The sequence below is a fragment of the Synechococcus sp. Tobar12-5m-g genome, assembly GCF_024345415.1.
Taxonomy (GTDB): Bacteria; Cyanobacteriota; Cyanobacteriia; order PCC-6307; family Cyanobiaceae; genus Regnicoccus.
In genome coordinates this window covers 1-16139 of the sequence record NZ_JAGQBB010000018.1, presented here as the reverse complement: position 1 = coordinate 16139, position 16139 = coordinate 1, and the positions used below count along the sequence as shown (strand labels likewise).

At 67.9% G+C, this 16139-nt stretch carries 15 protein-coding genes; 6 read left to right on the top strand and 9 right to left on the bottom strand.

What is annotated here, in order from left to right:
* Nucleotides 1–5 precede the first annotated feature (5 nt).
* Genes KBY66_RS11335 through KBY66_RS11325 form a run of 3 tightly spaced genes read right to left on the bottom strand, consistent with a single transcriptional unit; the run spans nucleotide 6 to nucleotide 2592 of the window.
* The gene (locus KBY66_RS11335) at nucleotides 6–806 is read right to left on the bottom strand and encodes a methyltransferase domain-containing protein (protein WP_255089609.1); all 801 of its coding nucleotides are present in this window, start codon (nucleotides 804–806) and stop codon (nucleotides 6–8) included.
* A complete protein-coding gene (locus KBY66_RS11330; RefSeq protein WP_255089608.1) occupies nucleotides 803–1507 on the bottom strand; it encodes an alpha/beta hydrolase in 705 nt (234 codons plus the stop codon). Before KBY66_RS11330 ends, KBY66_RS11335 begins: the two co-directional genes overlap by 4 nt.
* Entirely contained in the window at nucleotides 1504–2592 is a 1089-nt protein-coding gene (locus KBY66_RS11325; RefSeq protein ID WP_255089681.1) for an aminotransferase class I/II-fold pyridoxal phosphate-dependent enzyme, read from the bottom strand. The genes KBY66_RS11330 and KBY66_RS11325 overlap by 4 nt, the downstream gene beginning before the upstream one ends.
* 249 nt (nucleotides 2593–2841) lie before the next feature.
* Between KBY66_RS11325 and KBY66_RS11320 the strand changes: the two genes are divergently transcribed.
* Genes KBY66_RS11320 through KBY66_RS11310 form a run of 3 tightly spaced genes read left to right on the top strand, consistent with a single transcriptional unit; the run spans nucleotide 2842 to nucleotide 7742 of the window.
* On the top strand, nucleotides 2842–5679 hold the full coding sequence (locus KBY66_RS11320; RefSeq protein ID WP_399225368.1) for a DEAD/DEAH box helicase: 2838 nt from the start codon (nucleotides 2842–2844) through the stop codon (nucleotides 5677–5679).
* 48 nt (nucleotides 5680–5727) lie between these two features.
* Nucleotides 5728–6867 (top strand): iron-containing alcohol dehydrogenase family protein, encoded by a 1140-nt coding sequence (locus KBY66_RS11315; RefSeq protein ID WP_255089606.1) that lies wholly within the window; start codon nucleotides 5728–5730, stop codon nucleotides 6865–6867.
* Entirely contained in the window at nucleotides 6864–7742 is an 879-nt protein-coding gene (locus KBY66_RS11310) for an alpha/beta fold hydrolase (protein ID WP_255089604.1), read from the top strand. The genes KBY66_RS11315 and KBY66_RS11310 overlap by 4 nt, the downstream gene beginning before the upstream one ends.
* Nucleotides 7743–7785: 43 nt before the next feature.
* Here the strand turns inward: KBY66_RS11310 and KBY66_RS11305 are convergent, their stop codons facing one another.
* Nucleotides 7786–8703: an outer membrane protein gene (locus tag KBY66_RS11305; protein ID WP_255089603.1), complete on the bottom strand. Its 918-nt coding sequence runs from the start codon at nucleotides 8701–8703 to the stop codon at nucleotides 7786–7788.
* Nucleotides 8704–8863: 160 nt separating this feature from the next.
* Here KBY66_RS11305 and KBY66_RS11300 point away from each other — a divergent pair, with 160 nt between their 5' ends.
* A complete protein-coding gene (locus tag KBY66_RS11300; RefSeq protein WP_255089602.1) occupies nucleotides 8864–9508 on the top strand; it encodes a DUF2993 domain-containing protein in 645 nt (214 codons plus the stop codon).
* 12 nt (nucleotides 9509–9520) lie between these two features.
* Here the strand turns inward: KBY66_RS11300 and KBY66_RS11295 are convergent, their stop codons facing one another.
* The 3 genes from KBY66_RS11295 to KBY66_RS11285 form a co-directional block, all read right to left on the bottom strand.
* On the bottom strand, nucleotides 9521–10366 hold the full coding sequence (locus KBY66_RS11295) for a phosphatidate cytidylyltransferase (protein ID WP_255089601.1): 846 nt from the start codon (nucleotides 10364–10366) through the stop codon (nucleotides 9521–9523).
* Between the two features lie 35 nt (nucleotides 10367–10401).
* A complete protein-coding gene (cbiT, locus tag KBY66_RS11290; RefSeq protein ID WP_255089599.1) occupies nucleotides 10402–10980 on the bottom strand; it encodes a precorrin-6Y C5,15-methyltransferase subunit CbiT in 579 nt (192 codons plus the stop codon).
* A 93-nt stretch (nucleotides 10981–11073) separates the two neighbouring features.
* On the bottom strand, nucleotides 11074–12465 hold the full coding sequence (locus tag KBY66_RS11285; protein ID WP_255089598.1) for a lysine decarboxylase: 1392 nt from the start codon (nucleotides 12463–12465) through the stop codon (nucleotides 11074–11076).
* A gap of 64 nt (nucleotides 12466–12529) precedes the next feature.
* On the opposite strand from KBY66_RS11285, the gene KBY66_RS11280 reads away from it, so the two are divergent.
* Together KBY66_RS11280 and KBY66_RS11275 are read left to right on the top strand one after the other, a co-directional pair.
* Nucleotides 12530–14236, top strand: a complete 1707-nt coding sequence (locus KBY66_RS11280) for an ABC1 kinase family protein (protein ID WP_255089680.1) — start codon at nucleotides 12530–12532, stop codon at nucleotides 14234–14236.
* Nucleotides 14237–14285: 49 nt separating this feature from the next.
* Nucleotides 14286–14753 (top strand): hypothetical protein, encoded by a 468-nt coding sequence (locus KBY66_RS11275; RefSeq protein ID WP_255089597.1) that lies wholly within the window; start codon nucleotides 14286–14288, stop codon nucleotides 14751–14753.
* A gap of 12 nt (nucleotides 14754–14765) precedes the next feature.
* Here KBY66_RS11275 and KBY66_RS11270 read toward each other — a convergent pair whose 3' ends face one another.
* Nucleotides 14766–15842, bottom strand: a complete 1077-nt coding sequence (locus KBY66_RS11270; RefSeq protein ID WP_255089595.1) for a radical SAM/SPASM domain-containing protein — start codon at nucleotides 15840–15842, stop codon at nucleotides 14766–14768.
* Nucleotides 15843–15876: 34 nt separating this feature from the next.
* Nucleotides 15877–16139, bottom strand: a 263-nt coding sequence (locus KBY66_RS11265) for a sigma factor-like helix-turn-helix DNA-binding protein (RefSeq protein ID WP_315855507.1), incomplete at its 5' end; no start/stop codon positions are given.

The following is a 16139-nucleotide window of genomic DNA, read 5'->3' as shown; positions in this document are numbered from 1 at the left end:
TCGGGTCATGGCGGCGGTTTCCGGCCCAGCAGCAGCAGCATCTCCCAACGCAGGAGCTTGCCGCCACCCCCCAGGCCGGGCTGGCTGGGCCAGTGGGCCTCAAGCCGCCGCCATTCCCCCGGCCTGAGCGGTGGGCTGGGGCTGGCCCCCGCCCCCAGGTCCCGCATCCGGCGCAGGAAGGAAAGCCCGGATTCAGCGTGTTGGCTGAAGCGGAGCCGCTCGGCCCGGTGCAGGTCGAGATGCTGCTCGGCGGCTGCCACCAGGGCGCTGGCCTCCGGCAGGGGCAGGGCGGTGCAGGCCACCCCGGCGCGCGCAGCGGCCTGGCGCCATTGCGGAAAGCTGCCGGCGGTGGGCAGGGCCAGGGCCAGCCAGCCGTCGGGTCGCAGTTCCTGGCACCAGTGCTCCATTTGCTCCACGGGATGATTCAGCCAGTGCAGGGCAAAACTCGAAGCCAGCAGGGATGCCTGCTGCAGCTCGGGAGGCAGACCCTGGTTCAGGTCCCAGATCAGGCTCGCAGGGGGCGTGGCTGCCATCGCCAGGGCAGCGGCCCCTTCCTGGCTCAGCAGGGCCGGGCAGGCATCAAGGCGGAGCAGGTCCAATTCCGGCCGTTGCTGGGCGATGGCGCGGCTGAGCAGGCCCGTTCCCGACCCCAGATCGGCGCAGGGTCCCTCCAGCAGCGGCAAGCTGCAGCAGTGGTGGGCCAGGCGCCAGGCCACGGAACGCTGCAGGGCCGCCCCCTGCTCATAGCTGGAGACGCGGCGCTCGAAGCCGCCCCGCACCAGCTCCAGGGAGGGACTCGAGATCATCGCTCAGCCTCCAGCCAATCCAGAACCGGCTCCACCAGGTTGGCGCTCAGCAGGCTGTGGCCAGCCGCTTCGATCCTCCAATGTTCGGCTGCCGGCAGGGCCTGCACCAACTGCCCCCGTGCCAGCGGGGCAACGATCCGGTCGGCGCCGGCTTCCACGATCAGCACCCTGGCGCCGGCTGGAAAGCCCGGCGGCAAGCCGGAGGTGCCCTCCAGCCGGAGAAGATCCTGCCGGAGGCGTTCCACCGCGCTTGCCGGCAGCGGCCCCTGGCCGGGACCTGGCGGCAGCAGGCCAGCCGGGTCCGGGGCGGCCGCCTCGCGCAGAAAGTCCGCAAGCATCGCCTCGCCATCCCCGGCTTCGAGTCGGGCCGCCATGCCCTGCAGGGCCGCCCGCCAGGGGCGCCCGGCGGCACCCTTCGGAACGAAACGGCCGAAACTGGCCAGAAGCACCACCGCATCGGCCCGCTCCAGCACGGCCGCCGGCAGCAGATGCAGGCCGAGGGAGTGGACGATCACGGCGCGGCGGCCCGGGCCCGGCGGCCAGGCGGGGGAGCGGGGTGCCAGGGTCCCGTAGCCACGCTCGCCGCTCTGCCAGTGCCAGCCCCGCTCCTGGGCGCTGGCCTGCCAGGGCTGCCAGGCGAGGCTGTCGCCGCCCCAGCCGTGCATGGCGATCACGTGCCAAGTGGGTGTTGGGTCCGTCATGCCACCGACGGGGCAGGGGGTGGGCCAAGGGCCACCAGGAGTCGGCTCAGGCTGCCTGGGGGGAGGTCACGGCGCAGCACCAACCGCAACCGGGCGCCGCCGGCCGGCACGGTGGGGGGGCGGATCGCCACGCTCAGCAAGCCGCCGTGCTCCAGCTGCCGCTGAAGGGCCATGGCGGCGGCCTCGCCCCCCACGGGCAGGGGCAGGATCGGGCCCGTCCCGGCAGGGCGGCACCAGCCCGCCTGCTCCAAGCGATCACGCCATCGCATCGCACGGAACTGCAGGCCCAGGCCCATCGCCGGATCGGCCTCGATCAGGTCGAGGGCCGCCAGGGCGGCGGCGGCCAGGGGCGGGGCCAGGGCGGTGGAGTAGCGAAAGGCGCCGGAGCTCTGCAGCAACCAGTCCCCCACCGGCCCATCCCCGGTCAGAAAGGCGCCGCCGCTCCCGAAGGCCTTACCAAAGGTGCCGCTGATCAGGCTGATCCCCTTGAGGCCAAAGGCCAGGCCCCGGCCGCCGGGGCCCAGCACCCCGAGGGCGTGGGCCTCGTCGACGAGCAACAGGGCCCCATGCGCTTGGCAGAGGGCAGCGATAGCAGTGAGGTCGGGGCTGGTGCCCTCCATGCTGAACAGGCTCTCGGTGATCACCAGCAACCGGCGCCTGGGATCCTGCCGGCGCTGGCGTTGCAGCCGCCGTTCCAGATCGGTGCTGTCGTTGTGGCGGAAGCGCTCCAGCGCGGCGCCGCTGGCCTGCACCCCCACCAGCAGGGAGTGGTGGATCAGCCGGTCGGCGAGCACCAGGCTGCGCCGATCGGCCAGGGCCACCACCGCCGCCAGGTTGGCCTGAAAGCCACTGGGGAAGAGCAACACCGTGTGCCGTCCCAGCCAGGCGGCCAGGCGCTCCTCCAGCTCGGCGTGCACAGGCCGACTTCCACTGATCAACCGCGAGGCGCCCGCTCCAACCCCAACCGCCTCGATCGCAGCCCGGGCCGCCGCCCGCACCCGGGCGTGGCCGCCCAGACCGAGGTAGTCGTTGCTGGCCAGATCGAGAAGAACGGCGGCACCGGCCGGATCCGTGGCCCTGAGCATCCCGGGACCGCAGGGGCTGAAGCCCCGCAGCCCGCGCCGGCGCTCCTTAGGAAGCCGGGCGAGGGCCTGGCTCAGGGGTGCGAGGGGATCGATGGGTTTGAGGGGATCGATGGGTTCGAGGGGATCCCCACTGACGCGGTGGGCCGCCATGCGCCGCTGGCCCCAGGACTCCCCCACTCTGCCCAATCGGCGCGCAACCCATAGGATTCGACCATGCTCACCGCCGGTCCAGACGCTCTTCCCACCGCGATGGCCGGTGCGAACGCCGTGGCGCCAGTTGATGACCCTCAACCAGATGATGCCCCTCTAACCGATGCGGAGCCACCCGAAGGCGGGACCGTGTCGGCCGTGCTTCCTTTGGAGGCGTTGTTTCCATTCCCGCTCGATCCGTTCCAGCTCGAAGCGATCGACGCCCTCAACCAGGGCCATTCGGTGGTGGTGAGCGCCCCCACCGGCTCGGGCAAGACCCTGGTGGGCGAATACGCCATTCACCGCGCCCTGGCCCATGGCCAGAAGGTGTTCTACACCACGCCGCTCAAGGCACTCTCCAACCAGAAGCTGCGTGATTTCCGCGAGCAGTTCGGCGCCGAGAAGGTGGGGCTGATGACCGGTGATCTCAGCGTCAACCGCGAGGCGCCGATCGTGGTGATGACCACCGAGATCTTCCGCAACATGCTCTACGCGGAGGCGGATCGGGGCGACGATCCTCTTGCCGGCGTGGAAGCGGTGGTGCTCGATGAGTGCCACTACATGAACGACAGCCAGCGGGGCACGGTCTGGGAGGAGTCGATCATCCATTGCCCGCCGCCCGTGCAGCTCGTGGCGCTCTCGGCCACGGTGGCCAATGCGGGCCAGCTCACCGACTGGATCGAGCGGGTGCACGGCCCCACCACTCTGGTGTTGAGCGACCACCGGCCCGTTCCGCTGGACTTCAGCTTCTGCAGTGCCAAGGGTCTCCATCCCCTGCTCAATGACGAGGGCACCGGGCTCCATCCCAACTGCAAGGTGTGGCGGGCTCCCAAGGGCGACCGTCGCAAGGGCAAGAGCCCGAAGCCGCCCCAGCCGGAGGCGGCGCCGCTGCCCTTCGTGGTGGCCCAGCTGGCGGAGCGGGACATGCTGCCGGCCATCTATTTCATCTTTTCCCGCCGGGCCTGTGACAAGGCGGTTCGTGACCTCGGCCGCATCTGCCTGGTGAACGAGCAGGAGCAGGCGGTGATCCGGGCCAGCCTCGACGCCTTCGTGGCGGCCACGCCTGAGGCCGTGCGGGAAGGGGGCCATGCCGATGCCCTGCTGCGAGGCATCGCCGCCCACCATGCCGGTGTGCTGCCTGCCTGGAAGGAGCTGATCGAGGGGCTGTTCCAGCAGGGGCTGGTGAAGGTGGTGTTCGCCACAGAAACCCTGGCGGCGGGCATCAACATGCCGGCCCGCACCACGGTGATCTCGGCCCTTTCCAAGCGCACCGAGCGGGGCCACCGGCCGCTGATGGGCAGCGAGTTCCTGCAGATGGCCGGCCGGGCCGGCCGCCGCGGCCTCGATGTGCAGGGCTACGTGGTGACGGTGCAGAGCCGATTCGAGGGGGTGCGGGAAGCGGGGCAACTGGCCACCAGCCCCGCCGATCCCCTGGTGAGCCAGTTCACGCCCAGCTACGGCATGGTGCTGAACCTGCTGCAGCGCTACGAGCTGCCCAAGGCGAAACAACTGGTGGAGCGCAGCTTCGGCCGCTATCTCGCCACCCTCGACCTGCTCGAGGATGAAACCCGCATCGCCGAGTTGCGCTGCCAGCTGGACACCCTCACCGGACCGGCGGCCGATGTGCCCTGGGACGATTTCGAGGTCTACGAGAAGCAGAGGGAGCGGCTGCGGGAAGAGCGGCGCTTGCTGCGGATCCTCCAGCAACAGGCCGAGGAAACCCTGGCCCATGAGCTCACCCTGGCCCTGCAGTTCGCCAGCGAGGGAAGCCTGGTGAGCCTCAAGGCGCCCCAGCTCAAGGGGCGGGTCACCCCGGCGGTGATCGTCGAGAAGCTTCCGGGCCCGGGCCAGTTCCCCCTGTTGCTCTGCCTCACCGATGAGAACCTCTGGATCCTGGTGCCCTGCCAGGGGGTGGTGAGCCTGCATGCCGAGCTCAGCTGCCTGCAGGTGGCTCAGCTCTCGGCGCCCGAGCTTCGCCATCCCGGCGAGCTGCGCCATGGCGATCAGCTCAGTGGCGGCCTGGCTCTGGCGGTGGGCTCGATGGCCAGCCGCCATGACATGGTCACCCCCCAGTACGACCTGGCCGGCGAGGTGCGGGGCCAGGCCGAGCTGGTGCGGCAGCTGGAAGAGGAGCTGGAGCTGCATCCGGCCCACCGCTGGGGGGACCGCCGCCAACTCAAGAAGCAACGGCGGCGCATGGAGGAGCTGGATCTGGAGATCGAGGAGCGTCAGCGGCTGCTGCACCACCGCTCCAACCGCCACTGGGACACGTTTCTTTCGCTGATCGAGATCCTGCGCTTCTTCGGTGCCCTCGATGGTCCCCAGGGGCTGGAGCCCACCGAGGTGGGCCGCACCGTGGCTGCCCTGCGCGGCGACAACGAGCTCTGGCTGGGCCTGGCCCTGATGAGCGGCCACCTCGATGGCCTCGATCCGGCCGAACTGGCCGCCGTGTTCGAGGCGATCAGCACCGAGGTGAACCGGCCGGATCTCTGGAGTGGCTTCCCGCCGCCCGCCAGGGCGGAGGAGGCCTTGCACGATCTGGGCGGCCTGCGGCGAGAGCTGCTGCGGCAGCAGGAAAGTGCTGGGGTGGTGGTGCCGGCCTGGTGGGAGCCGGAGCTGATGGGTCTGGTTCAGGCCTGGGCCAAGGGCACCGGCTGGAGCGATCTGATCGCCAACACCTCCCTCGATGAGGGCGATGTGGTGCGGATCCTGCGCCGCACCGTGGATCTGCTGGCCCAGGTGCCCTACGCCGAAGCGATCAGTGAACGGCTGCGGTCCACAGCCCGAGCGGCCCTCAAGGCGATCAACCGCTTTCCCGTGTGCGAGGTGCAGGATCTACTGGCGATGACGAGCGAAGCAACAAGCCATCAGCCGCAGGAGATCACCCCCCATTCTTGATCGCCGGCCTTTTCAAGCGCCTGGTTGCGGAGCTTTTAGACTCAAACGATGAGCAGCACGGTCAACCTGCACGCCATCGCCCCCGCCCAGGTGCTGCGGGGGGCCGGGGCCTGGCAGGAGTCCTTGCCAAGGATATCGGCTCTTTGCCAACGCCCCTTGGTGCTGGGCCGCAGTTCCAACACCGCCGCCTTGCGCGACAGGCTCCTGGCCGATCTGCGCCGCGGGGGACTGGCGCCGCTGGCTGGGGAGCTGCGCTTCGATTGTTGCGAGGCGGACCTCACCCGGTTGGCCGCAGAGGCTGCTGCAGGCGCAGGCACCGATGCCGTGGTTGCGATCGGTGGGGGCAAGGTGCTCGATGCCGGCAAGCTGCTGGCCCATCGCCTGGGTCTCGCCTGCATCACCGTTCCCACCAGTGCGGCCACCTGTGCCGGCTGGACCGCCCTGGCCAATCTGTACTCCCCCCAGGGCGCCTTTCAAGGGGATGTGGCCCTGGATCGCTGCCCCGATCTGCTGGTCTTCGACCATGGACTGGTGCGTCAGGCGCCGGCCCGCACCCTGGCCAGTGGGATCGCCGATGCCATGGCCAAGTGGTACGAAGCGTCGGTGAGCAGCGGCGGCAGCGGCGATGGGCTGGTCCAGCAGGCGGTCCAGCAGGCCCGGGTGCTCCGCGATCAGCTCCTGCTCGATGGGGTGGAGGCGATGGCTGCGCCCAGCAGCGAAGCCTGGGTGCGGGTTGCCGAAGCCTCCGCCCTCACGGCCGGACTGATCGGCGGTGTCGGCGGGGCCGGCTGCCGCACCGTTGCCGCCCATGCCGTCCACAACGGCCTCACCCAGTTGGCCGCCTGCCATGGGGCCCTCCACGGGGAGAAGGTGGGCTTCGGTGTGCTGGTGCAGCTGAGGCTGGAGGAACTGCTGCGTGCCAACCATCTAGCCGCCCAGGCCCGGCGCCAGCTGATCGCCTTGTTTCGCTCGCTGGCGCTGCCGGTCAACCTCGACGATCTTGGTCTGGCGGCCTCCAGCCTGGGCGAGTTGCGGCAGGTCTGCGCCTTTGCCTGCCGGCCTGGCTCCGACCTGCACCGCCTGCCCTTCCCCGTCAGTGAAACCGACCTGCTGGCTGCCCTGGTGAGCACAATGGCAGGAGTGCCGGTTCCCCCAGCGCTCTCCCCGTCCCGCGAGTCCGGTTCTTGAGCGGCGAAAACGGAACTGAGAGGCGCTCGGGCCGGCAACTGCTGGAGTGGGCGTCGCAATCCCTGCGAGATCGCCAGGGGCGGGAGCTGGCCGCCAGCGTGCAGTGGTGGGACCTGCTGGGCTACCCCGACCCATGGCCGGTGGCCGTGCTCGGCAGGGGGGAACCGCTGCTGCTTCTGCATGGCTTTGACAGCTCCCTGCTGGAGTTCCGGCGGCTGGCCCCGTTGCTGGCCGGGCGGGCCCAGCTGTTCATCCCCGATCTGTTCGGGTTTGGCTTCGGTCCCCGTCGCCTCGATGCGGCCTACAGCCCGGCCGGGGTGCTCGACCACCTCGCGGCCCTGCTGGAGGTCATCGCCAGCCGCAACGACCGGCCCGTGGGTGTGGTCGGAGCCTCGATGGGCGGTTCGGTGGCGATGGAACTTGCCCGACGCTTTCCCTGCCGGATCAACCGCCTGCTGCTGCTCTCTCCCGCTGGGCTGACCGGCCAGCCGATGCCCCTGCCACCGCTGCTGGATCGCCTGGGGGTGTGGTTCCTGGGCCTGGCGGCGGTGCGCCGCGGCCTCTGCCGCCAGGCCTTCGCCGATCCCGCCACCGATGTGGGGCCAGCAGAGGAGGAAATCGCCTCCTTGCATCTGCGGGTGCCCCTCTGGGGCGCTTCCTTGGCTCGGTTCGCCCGCAGCGGCGGCTTCGCTGGCTGTGGCTCCCCCTTGCCTTCCCAGCCGATCACCGTGCTGTGGGGGGAGAACGATCGCATTCTCAGGGCTTCCCAAAAAAAAGCGGCGGTCGCCCTGCTCGGCGACCGCCTGAACCTGCTCCCCAACTGTGGGCATCTGCCCCATCTCGATCAGGTGGAGCGGGTAGCCGCCGCCTGGTGAGTGGCCGCCCTGCCGGGCACAACGCCGCCGCGTCGAAGCTCGATCACCAGAGGCCGCGGATGGGTTCTACGGGCTGGGGAGCTGGCTGAGGTGTGAACACCTCGGGAGCGGGCCGGGGGGCGGGAGCAGGTACGGGTTGTTCCACAACCACCACCGGACGGGATCCGAAGCGATAGCGTAAGCCCAACTTGGCTCCGAAGTCGTTGTAGGAGTCGTAGCGGACGTTGCTGGTGCTGAAGCCCTCGGTACCGGAATAGGTGCCTTCAGCGTAGACGTCGAAGTTGTAGCTGGCGGCATAGCTCACGCCCACCTTGGCCTGCCAGCCGAACAGCCCCCTGTTGCTGCTACCGGTGCGGAATCCACCCACGCTGAAGCTGGGCGTGCTGAGGTTGGTGTAGCCGAGCCCACCACCGATGTAGGGGGTCCATCGTCCGGTGGGAATGATGTCCCAGTAGGCACTGGCGAAGATGTCGTTCTTGTTGATGATGCCCGAGGCTCCCGGATTGAAGTCGCTCACGGAAATCTCGTTAAGGCTGGCTGCGGTATAGCCATAGGTCAGTTCGGCACGGATCGCACCGAAGTCGTAGCCGAGGCCGCCATCAACGGAGAAGCCACCGCCGAACTGCAAGTCGCCATTGAGGTTGTCGTCGAAGTTGCGAGTGCGGAAACCTACATCAGAAGGCCAGGCAGCGCCCGCACCCACCGTGAGGTACCAGCCAGGTGCCTGCTCGAACTCGCCGGAGGCGTTCACCTCGATCGCCTGGGCCTGGGCGACCGGGGTTTGGGGGGCAGTCGGGGCGACCAGGGGTTCACCGGCGGCCAAGGTGAGGTCCGCTGCTTTTCCTTCTGTCGGTAATGATCCGGTGGCGGGGGCTTCGACAGCCCTGGCGGGGGTGATGAGGGTGGCACTGCCGAGGGCCGTTACGGTTGCTCCGGCCAGCAACAAGCGTTTGAAATTCATTTCGATGACCGATCAACTCTTTGATCCTAGCCAACAGAGATGGGCGTGAAACTCAAGAGTTAAGTCAGCTGGCGAACTGTCTGATTTTCTTCCGGTTGAATCTGTTAAAAGTTTCTGCGTTTTCTGACAATGCTGATCTCAAAATGATTAGAGTCTCACGATGACGGGCTCGGACCCAGCCGCCAGTGGTGGAGGACCGCTGCTGCAGTTGATCGCAGCGGGTCTCCAGCTCTGGATCCGCAGCCAGTGCGAAGCGGTGGAGAGCCTGGATCTGCAACTGCACGGCACGGCCCTGCAGATGCTGCGCGGCCAGCTGCAGGGCCTCACCCTGATGGCCCGCCGGGTGGTGTACCAGGACCTCCAGATCGAGCAGGTGCAGCTGAGCAGCGGAGCGTTGCAGGTCAGGGTCGGCAAGCTGCTCAGGGGTCAGTCGTTCCAGCTTGACCATCCTCTCCAGGTGCAAGGCCAGGTGGCCTTCACCGCCGACGGCCTGACCGGCTCACTGGCGCGGCCGCGCTGGCAGGGTCTGGCCGACACCCTTGGCGAGCAACTGCTGGGGCTGACCCCCCTGAAGGAGCTGCGCATCGTCGGAGATGCGCTGATCTTCGCGGCCCAGGCGGCAGGGGAAAGCCGGTTGATGGAGCTGGAAACCTGTCCCAGGGCTGTGGATGGCAGCCTCGGCCTCCTGTCCCCCGAAGGCGAACTGAGACTCCGTCTGCCGATGGATGGGGCTATCCACATCACCACGGCCAAACTCGAGGGGGGCATGCTTCAGCTCCATGGCGAAGCAAGGGTGACGCCCTGACCTCCCTCCCCTTCAGCTCACCAGGGGCAGCACCAAGGTCAGGTAATAGAACACCACCGCCGGGGTGAACAGATAGCTGTCAATGCGATCCAGGATGCCCCCATGGCCGGGGATGGCGTCGCCGGAGTCTTTAACGCCCGCATCCCGCTTCATCATCGATTCGGTGAGGTCCCCCACCAGGGCGAACACGGACACCAAACCGCCGAGCACCCCTCCCACGGCCCAGCCCCAGGGCCAGCCCAGCAGGACCCCGCCGAGGCCCCCCACCAGCAGGGAGCAGGCCAGCCCGCCCAGGGCGCCCTCGACGGTCTTGGCCGGTGAGATCGGCGAAAGCGGATGCCGTCCCAGGCGGCGACCGATCACATAGGAGCCGATGTCGGTGGCGACCACCAGCAGGCAGGCCAGCAGGGTGAGCACCATGCCTGGGCTGAACGGCCAGTCAGCGGTCCCCAGCTGGGGTGCCAGGGAGCTGGCGGTGAGGTCCCGCAGCCGCAGCCAATGGCTGGGCAGGAACCCCAGATAGAACAGGCCAAAGATGGAAGCGGCGATGTCGGCGATCGTGCCGGTGACCGGCTGCAGCAGCAGCCAGGCGCAGATGGCCGCACCCGACACCGGCAGCACGGCCGCCGCCAGCGCCGCGGCCGTGCCGCCGCCGCTGGCCCATTGGGTGGCGATCAGCAGCAGCTGACAGACCACCAGGGTGGTTTTTGTGGCGGGCCTGATGCCCTTGAACTGGGCAAGCCGAAAGAATTCCAGCAGGGCCAGGTGCACGATCACCCCGACCGCCAGGGTGAACCACCAGCCGCCCAGGCCCACCACCACCAGGCCGAAGCCCCCGGCCGCCAGACCGCTGGCCACCCGTGGCTGAGAGGTGGGCGCTCGGCTGGGTTCGTTCACCCGTGACGCTCGGCCGCGATCAGGAAGAGGGGTTCCGCCGCCGCCAACCGGGCCTGGCTGCCCCGGCGCTGCATCCTGTGCACCGTGGCCTGCACCACCTGCAGGTCCAGGGCCTCCAACTGACCCAGGGTGTTGGTGGCATCCACCAGGCCCTCCAGGTTCGCGGTACTGATCACCAGGCGGCCGCCGGGTTGGAGTGCGCTCCAGACGGCGTTCAACACGGTGGGCAAGGGGCGGCCCACCTCCAGCAGCACCCGGTCGGGTCGGGCCGGCAACAGGTGGAGGTCGTCGGGGGCCTGGCCGGCGTGGATGTGGAGATTGCCGATCGCGAAGCGCCGCCGATTCTTCTCCAGCAGCTCGATCGCCTCAGGATCCCGCTCCAGGGTGTGAACTGTGCCAGAAGGCATCAGCCGGGCGATTTCAAGGGCCAGGGCCCCGGTTCCCCCGCCCACGTCCCACACCACGGAATCCCTGCGGGGCCGCAGGTGCGCCAGCAGCATCACCCGCAGCTCCAACGGCGTCGGGCTGAATCCCGGTGCATCCTCGAAGGCGCCATCCGGCAGCCCTGGGGTCACGAAGTCCCATTCGAAGCTTGTTCCAGTCTTGGGACCACTTGACCAAGATCCAGAACTGCCGCCCTGCCCGGAAGCGCCCATTCGCAGCGCCAATCAGGCCACAACCTTCAAGCTATCAGCGATCTGATCGGGCCAGAGCTGCCGCTGCCGCGCCAGCCAGGCGGCCCGGGGTGGGTCGATCCGCTCGCCTGGGATCAGCAGGGGGATGCCCGGCGGATACGGGCAGATCGGCTCTGCCGCCAGCCGACCCGCCGCATCGGCCAGGGGCACAGCCTCGCTGGGCGCCCGCCACGCCTGTCCGACCGGTAGTTCCGGCTCGGCAACCAGGGGCAGAGGAGGCGGCTGAAAAGCCGGCAGGGCGGCCCCCCCGAGGGCGGCATCGAGTTGGCGCAAGCGGCGGCTCAGGCGCCAGGCCAAGGCGGGCGGCGGAACCAGGCCGAGGCAAAAGGTGAGGCAGCCGGGTTCCGGCAGTTCGGCGATCACGCCCCGCTCGATCAGCCAGGTGTCGGCCGCCAGGCCACTGATGCCGAGGGCCGCGGTGTTCAGCACCAGCCTCAGCGGATCCTGGTTGGCCACCAGCGGCACTCCCTCGGTGCTCAGTCGCTGGCGCAGCCGGGTCCCGATCCCAAGGGCGCGTTGCAGTTGCCGGGCGCCCCGGCGGCTGTGAAGGTGGGTGAGGGCCGCCGCCGCCGACGCCAGCAGCAAGGCGCTGGGGCTGGAGGTCTGCAACCAGAGCAGCCCCCGCTGCACGGCCTCGGCGTCGACCCGCTCACCTTGCTGCAGCAGAACGGCGCTCTGGCCCAGCCCACCGGCGGCCTTGTGCATCGACTGCACCACCAGGTCGGCTCCAGCCGCCAGGGCCGGGGCCGGCAGCAGACCTCTGGGCGGGGCGAAGGCGCCGAAATGGGCCCCATGGGCCTCATCGACCAGCACCGGCAGGCCCCGGCGGTGCACCAGCTCGATCAGCCCGCCCAGTTCACCGGCCAGCCCCTGGTAGGTCGGCCGGATGAGCACCACCGCCGCAAGGGGGCCGGCCTGCTCCAGAACCCGCTCCAGCCAGGCGGCCGTGGGCGGCAACCACAGACCGGTGGCGGCATCGAAGGGCAGATTGAACAGCACGGGCCTCAGCTGGCCCAGCACGCAGGCGTGCAGCAGGCTGCGGTGCAGGTTGCGCGGCAACAGGACCCGCGAGCCTGGCGGAGCCAGGCCCAGCAGGCCGGCCTGCAGCAAGCCACTGGCGCCATTCACCCCGAACCAGCAGCGGTCGGCGCCACAGAGCTGCGCCGCCTCGCCTTGGGCCTGGGCCACGGCCCCGTGGGGCTCCAGCGGCCCGCCGATGCCGGGAAGCTCGGGCAGGTCCCAGGAAGCGGGGGGGGCTGCCAGCAGCTGACGCAGCACCGGAGGCAGACCCCGTCCGCGGCCATGGGCCGGCAGGTGCAAGGCCAGGCCTGGTCCCGGGGCGCGCAGGGCTTGCAGCAGGCGCATGGCCGAGGCGGGAATCTCTTTAGAGTCTGGTCGCTTGACCTGTGGCAGCTCGGGAGTTTCCACCATCACCACCAGTGTTTCGGCCCCGTCGGCCCGCGTCGCCACCCCTGATGGGGAGCCCACCCTTCGCTACGACCCGCGGGCCGATCGCCGTTGGCTGTTGTTGCGGCCCTGGATCCTGATCGCCCGCTTCGTGGTTGTGGTCTGGCAACTGCTGGGTCTGGCGGTCCTGCTGGCGGTGCAGGGCGACAGCCAGGATCCGGCCGTGCAGCAACGGCTGGGCCAGCGCATCCTCACCACCCTCTCCGACCTGGGTCCCTGTTTCATCAAGGTGGGCCAGGCCCTTTCCACCCGCCCCGACCTGGTGCGCCGCGACTGGCTCGACCAGCTCAGCCAGCTCCAGGACAACCTCCCCCCCTTCCCCCACGCCGTGGCCCTGGCGGTGATCGAGGCGGAACTGGGGGCGCCGGCCGATCAGCTGTTCGAGCACTTTCCCGCCTATCCGGTGGCGGCAGCCAGCCTCGGCCAGGTATACAAAGCGGAAATCGCTGGCGGCCACTGGGTGGCAGTCAAGGTGCAGCGCCCGAACCTGGTTTTCCAGCTGCGACGGGATCTGGTGCTGATCCGCCTGATCGGGGTGGTCAGCGCCCCCTTCCTGCCGCTCAACCTCGGCTTCGGCCTCGGTGACATCATCGATGAGTTCGGCCGCAGCCTGTTCGAGGAAATTGACTACCTGCGCGAAGCCGACAACGCCGACCGCTTCGCCGCCCTGTTCGCCGCCAACCCCGCCGTCACCGTTCCATCCGTGGAGCGTCTGCTCTCCAGCCGCCGGGTGCTCACCACCACCTGGATCAACGGCATCAAGCTTCAGGACAGGCAGGAGCTGGAGGCCCATCACCTGGAGCCCGACGCCCTGATCCGCACCGGCGTGATGGCCGGGTTGCAGCAACTGCTGGAGTTCGGCTACTTCCATGCCGATCCCCATCCCGGCAACCTCTTCGCCCTGCCCGGCAAGACCGGTCCAATGGGGCATGTGGCCTATGTCGACTTCGGCATGATGGATTCGATCAGCGATGCCGATCGGCTCACCCTGACAGCGGCGGTGGTCCATCTTATCAATCGGGATTTCGAATCTCTGGCGCGAGACTTCCAGACCCTTGGTTTTCTGAGCAGAACCGCCGACCTCACCCCGATCGTGCCGGCCCTGGAGACGGTGCTGGGTGGACAGTTGGGCGAGAACGTCGGGTCGTTCAACTTCAAGGCGATCACCGACCGCTTCTCCGAGCTGATGTTCGATTACCCCTTCCGGGTGCCGGCCCGCTTCGCCCTGATCATTCGGGCGGTGGTGAGCCAGGAAGGCCTGGCGCTGCGGCTCGATCCCAGCTTCCGGATCATCCGGGTCGCCTACCCCTACGTGGCCCGGCGGCTGCTGGCGGGGGACACGGAGGAGCTACGCGAGAAGCTCCTTGAGGTGTTGTTCGATCGCCAGGGCCGCCTGCAGCTGGAGCGGCTGGAGAACCTGCTCGGGGTGGTCGAACAGGATGAGGCCAACGCCGACCTGCTGCCGGTGGCAGGTGCCGGCCTGCGCCTGCTGCTGGGCCGCCGCGGCGCCAGCCTGAGGCAGCGGCTGCTGCTGATGCTGGTTCGCGACAACCACCTGCACACCGACGATCTCCAGGCCCTGCTCCGGCTTCTGCGGCGCACTTTCTCGCCCCGCAAGCTGGCTGGCGACCTGCTGCAGCGCCTCAACCCCCTGGCCTCGGCCGCCTGAGGGCGGCGAAGCGATCGCTAGGGTCGCAGCCTCCACCGCCAGCCATCCCGTGACCTCCGAGCCGATCGACCTGAGCGAAGCATCCGGGCTGTTGGCTGGCGGCGGCTTCGGCGATCTCGACGCCCAGGAGATCCTGTTGCAGTACGTCCCGTTGGGACAACCGCCGTTTTTCCTGGCGGGCGTTGGCCTGCTGGTCAGCCTGCTTTGCGGACTGACCTTCTCCAGGCTGGTCCAGAACCGGTTGGATGGCTGGAAACAGGATCGGCTGGCCCTGCTGCCGCTCGGCTGCCTGGAAACCACTTCCTCCTATGGGGGAGTGATCCTCGGGGTGACGCTGTTCATCGGCGGCAGCCTGCAGGTGTTCGGCTTCGGTGGTGGCACCGCCCTGCTGGTGGCGCTGTTGCTGTCGCTGCTGACCGGTGGGGGTCTGTGGATGCAGCTGGAGCGGCTGATGGGCCAGGTGCAGGACGGCAGCTTCAGGGCCGTGGACTTCGACAACTTCGACCAGTTCTTTTAGGCGGGTCGGTCGTCAGGGGTTCTTGCGAATCCCCGAGAGAATGATTGCCTCCAGCCATTTCCGAGCAACCCAGGAGATGCGGAGGAGGCCGATTCCATTCCGTCCCAGTTTTGCTCCTAGGCGAATCAGCCAGGACTCTTTGGCTTCCTTCAATTGAAGGAAGCTTCCATGCTGCAGCATGGCCTGGTACTTATCGCAGGTCGCGCAGGGAATGTCTGGACGCGTTGGCACCTTCCCGAGAAGCATTTCCCGGGCATAGCGGATTCGGGTGTTGTTGAGTGCTTTCTGAAGAGGCTGGCCATAGGCGTTGCCGTAATCACCCCATGTATTCACGCAACAGCCAAGGATGCGACCGTCCCAGTTGATCTGTGGAGACTGGAAGAGTTGTTTGCAGATCTGCTCGCTCATGTAGTCGCGATTTGTTGTTGCAAGGTACTCGCTCTTGCTGGAAAAACCGCTGTTCACCTCTTTCCGTAGCTTGTCGGGATCCTTCAGCGGGGAGAATTGCTCATCCCAGGTGAGTTTCACGTAAAACTCCATTCCCAGTTCGGCTGCAAGGGTACGTGCCCTGGGAATCTCCTGCTGGTTGTGGCCGAAGGCGACGAACTGCCACAGCAGAATGGGGAACTGAGTTCGGTGAACCCTCTTGTGGTGGTTGATCGAGCGAATGTTGGCGATGACTCGATCAAAATCTCCATTGATTCGATATTGGCTATAGGTTTCCTGACTGGCACCATCGATAGAGCAGGTGATCTGCCGAACCCTGTATTTCACAATCGCTTCAAGGGCTTCTGGTTTGACGGTGTTGAGATTGGCGCCGTTGCTGATCGTGATGATCACATTGTGACGGTAGGCGACCTCCAGCATGAGGGGCAGCTGGGGATTAAGGAGGGACTCCCCCCAGTTGGAGAGCTCCACATGAAGAACATCCGGATTGTTCTCGATCAGATCTCGAAACTGATCCAAGCTCACAAAGCCAGATCCCAACTCGGTGTCAATCTTGCCCTGGGCCGTTGGGCAGGAAGGGCACTTGAGCTGGCAGTGCGTGGAAACATCCAGCCTGATCGAGTAAGGGGTGATCGCAGTCATGGCGAAAAGCCCCTTATTTCAACGATTCAGATGCTCAAGCTACTAGGTAACCCTCAAGCCTGCGGGACTGGGAGCGGATGCCGTCAAGGGCGCGGCGCTCCAGGTTGCGGGTCTTGTCGCGGCTCATGCCCAGGGTGCGGGCAATCGTGGTGAGGCTCATCGGTTCTTCGACATCGATGCCGTAGCGCATCTTCAGCACATCCCGCTGGAGGTCCGGCAGTTGCTCCAGCAGCGCCCGCATGTCGCCCCGCAGGCACTCGCTGTCCACGTTCTCCTCCGGCAGCGTCCCGTCCCCCT

Coding starts and splice junctions, on each gene's coding strand:
- KBY66_RS11335 (WP_255089609.1), bottom strand. CDS start 806: ATGATCTCGAGTCCCTCCCTGGAGCTGGTGCGGGGCGGCTTCGAGCGC.
- KBY66_RS11330 (WP_255089608.1), bottom strand. CDS start 1,507: ATGACGGACCCAACACCCACTTGGCACGTGATCGCCATGCACGGCTGG.
- KBY66_RS11325 (WP_255089681.1), bottom strand. CDS start 2,592: ATGCTCAGGGCCACGGATCCGGCCGGTGCCGCCGTTCTTCTCGATCTG.
- KBY66_RS11320 (WP_399225368.1), top strand. CDS start 2,842: ATGGCCGGTGCGAACGCCGTGGCGCCAGTTGATGACCCTCAACCAGAT.
- KBY66_RS11315 (WP_255089606.1), top strand. CDS start 5,728: ATGAGCAGCACGGTCAACCTGCACGCCATCGCCCCCGCCCAGGTGCTG.
- KBY66_RS11305 (WP_255089603.1), bottom strand. CDS start 8,703: ATGAATTTCAAACGCTTGTTGCTGGCCGGAGCAACCGTAACGGCCCTC.
- KBY66_RS11300 (WP_255089602.1), top strand. CDS start 8,864: ATGACGGGCTCGGACCCAGCCGCCAGTGGTGGAGGACCGCTGCTGCAG.
- KBY66_RS11285 (WP_255089598.1), bottom strand. CDS start 12,465: ATGCGCCTGCTGCAAGCCCTGCGCGCCCCGGGACCAGGCCTGGCCTTG.
- KBY66_RS11270 (WP_255089595.1), bottom strand. CDS start 15,842: ATGACTGCGATCACCCCTTACTCGATCAGGCTGGATGTTTCCACGCAC.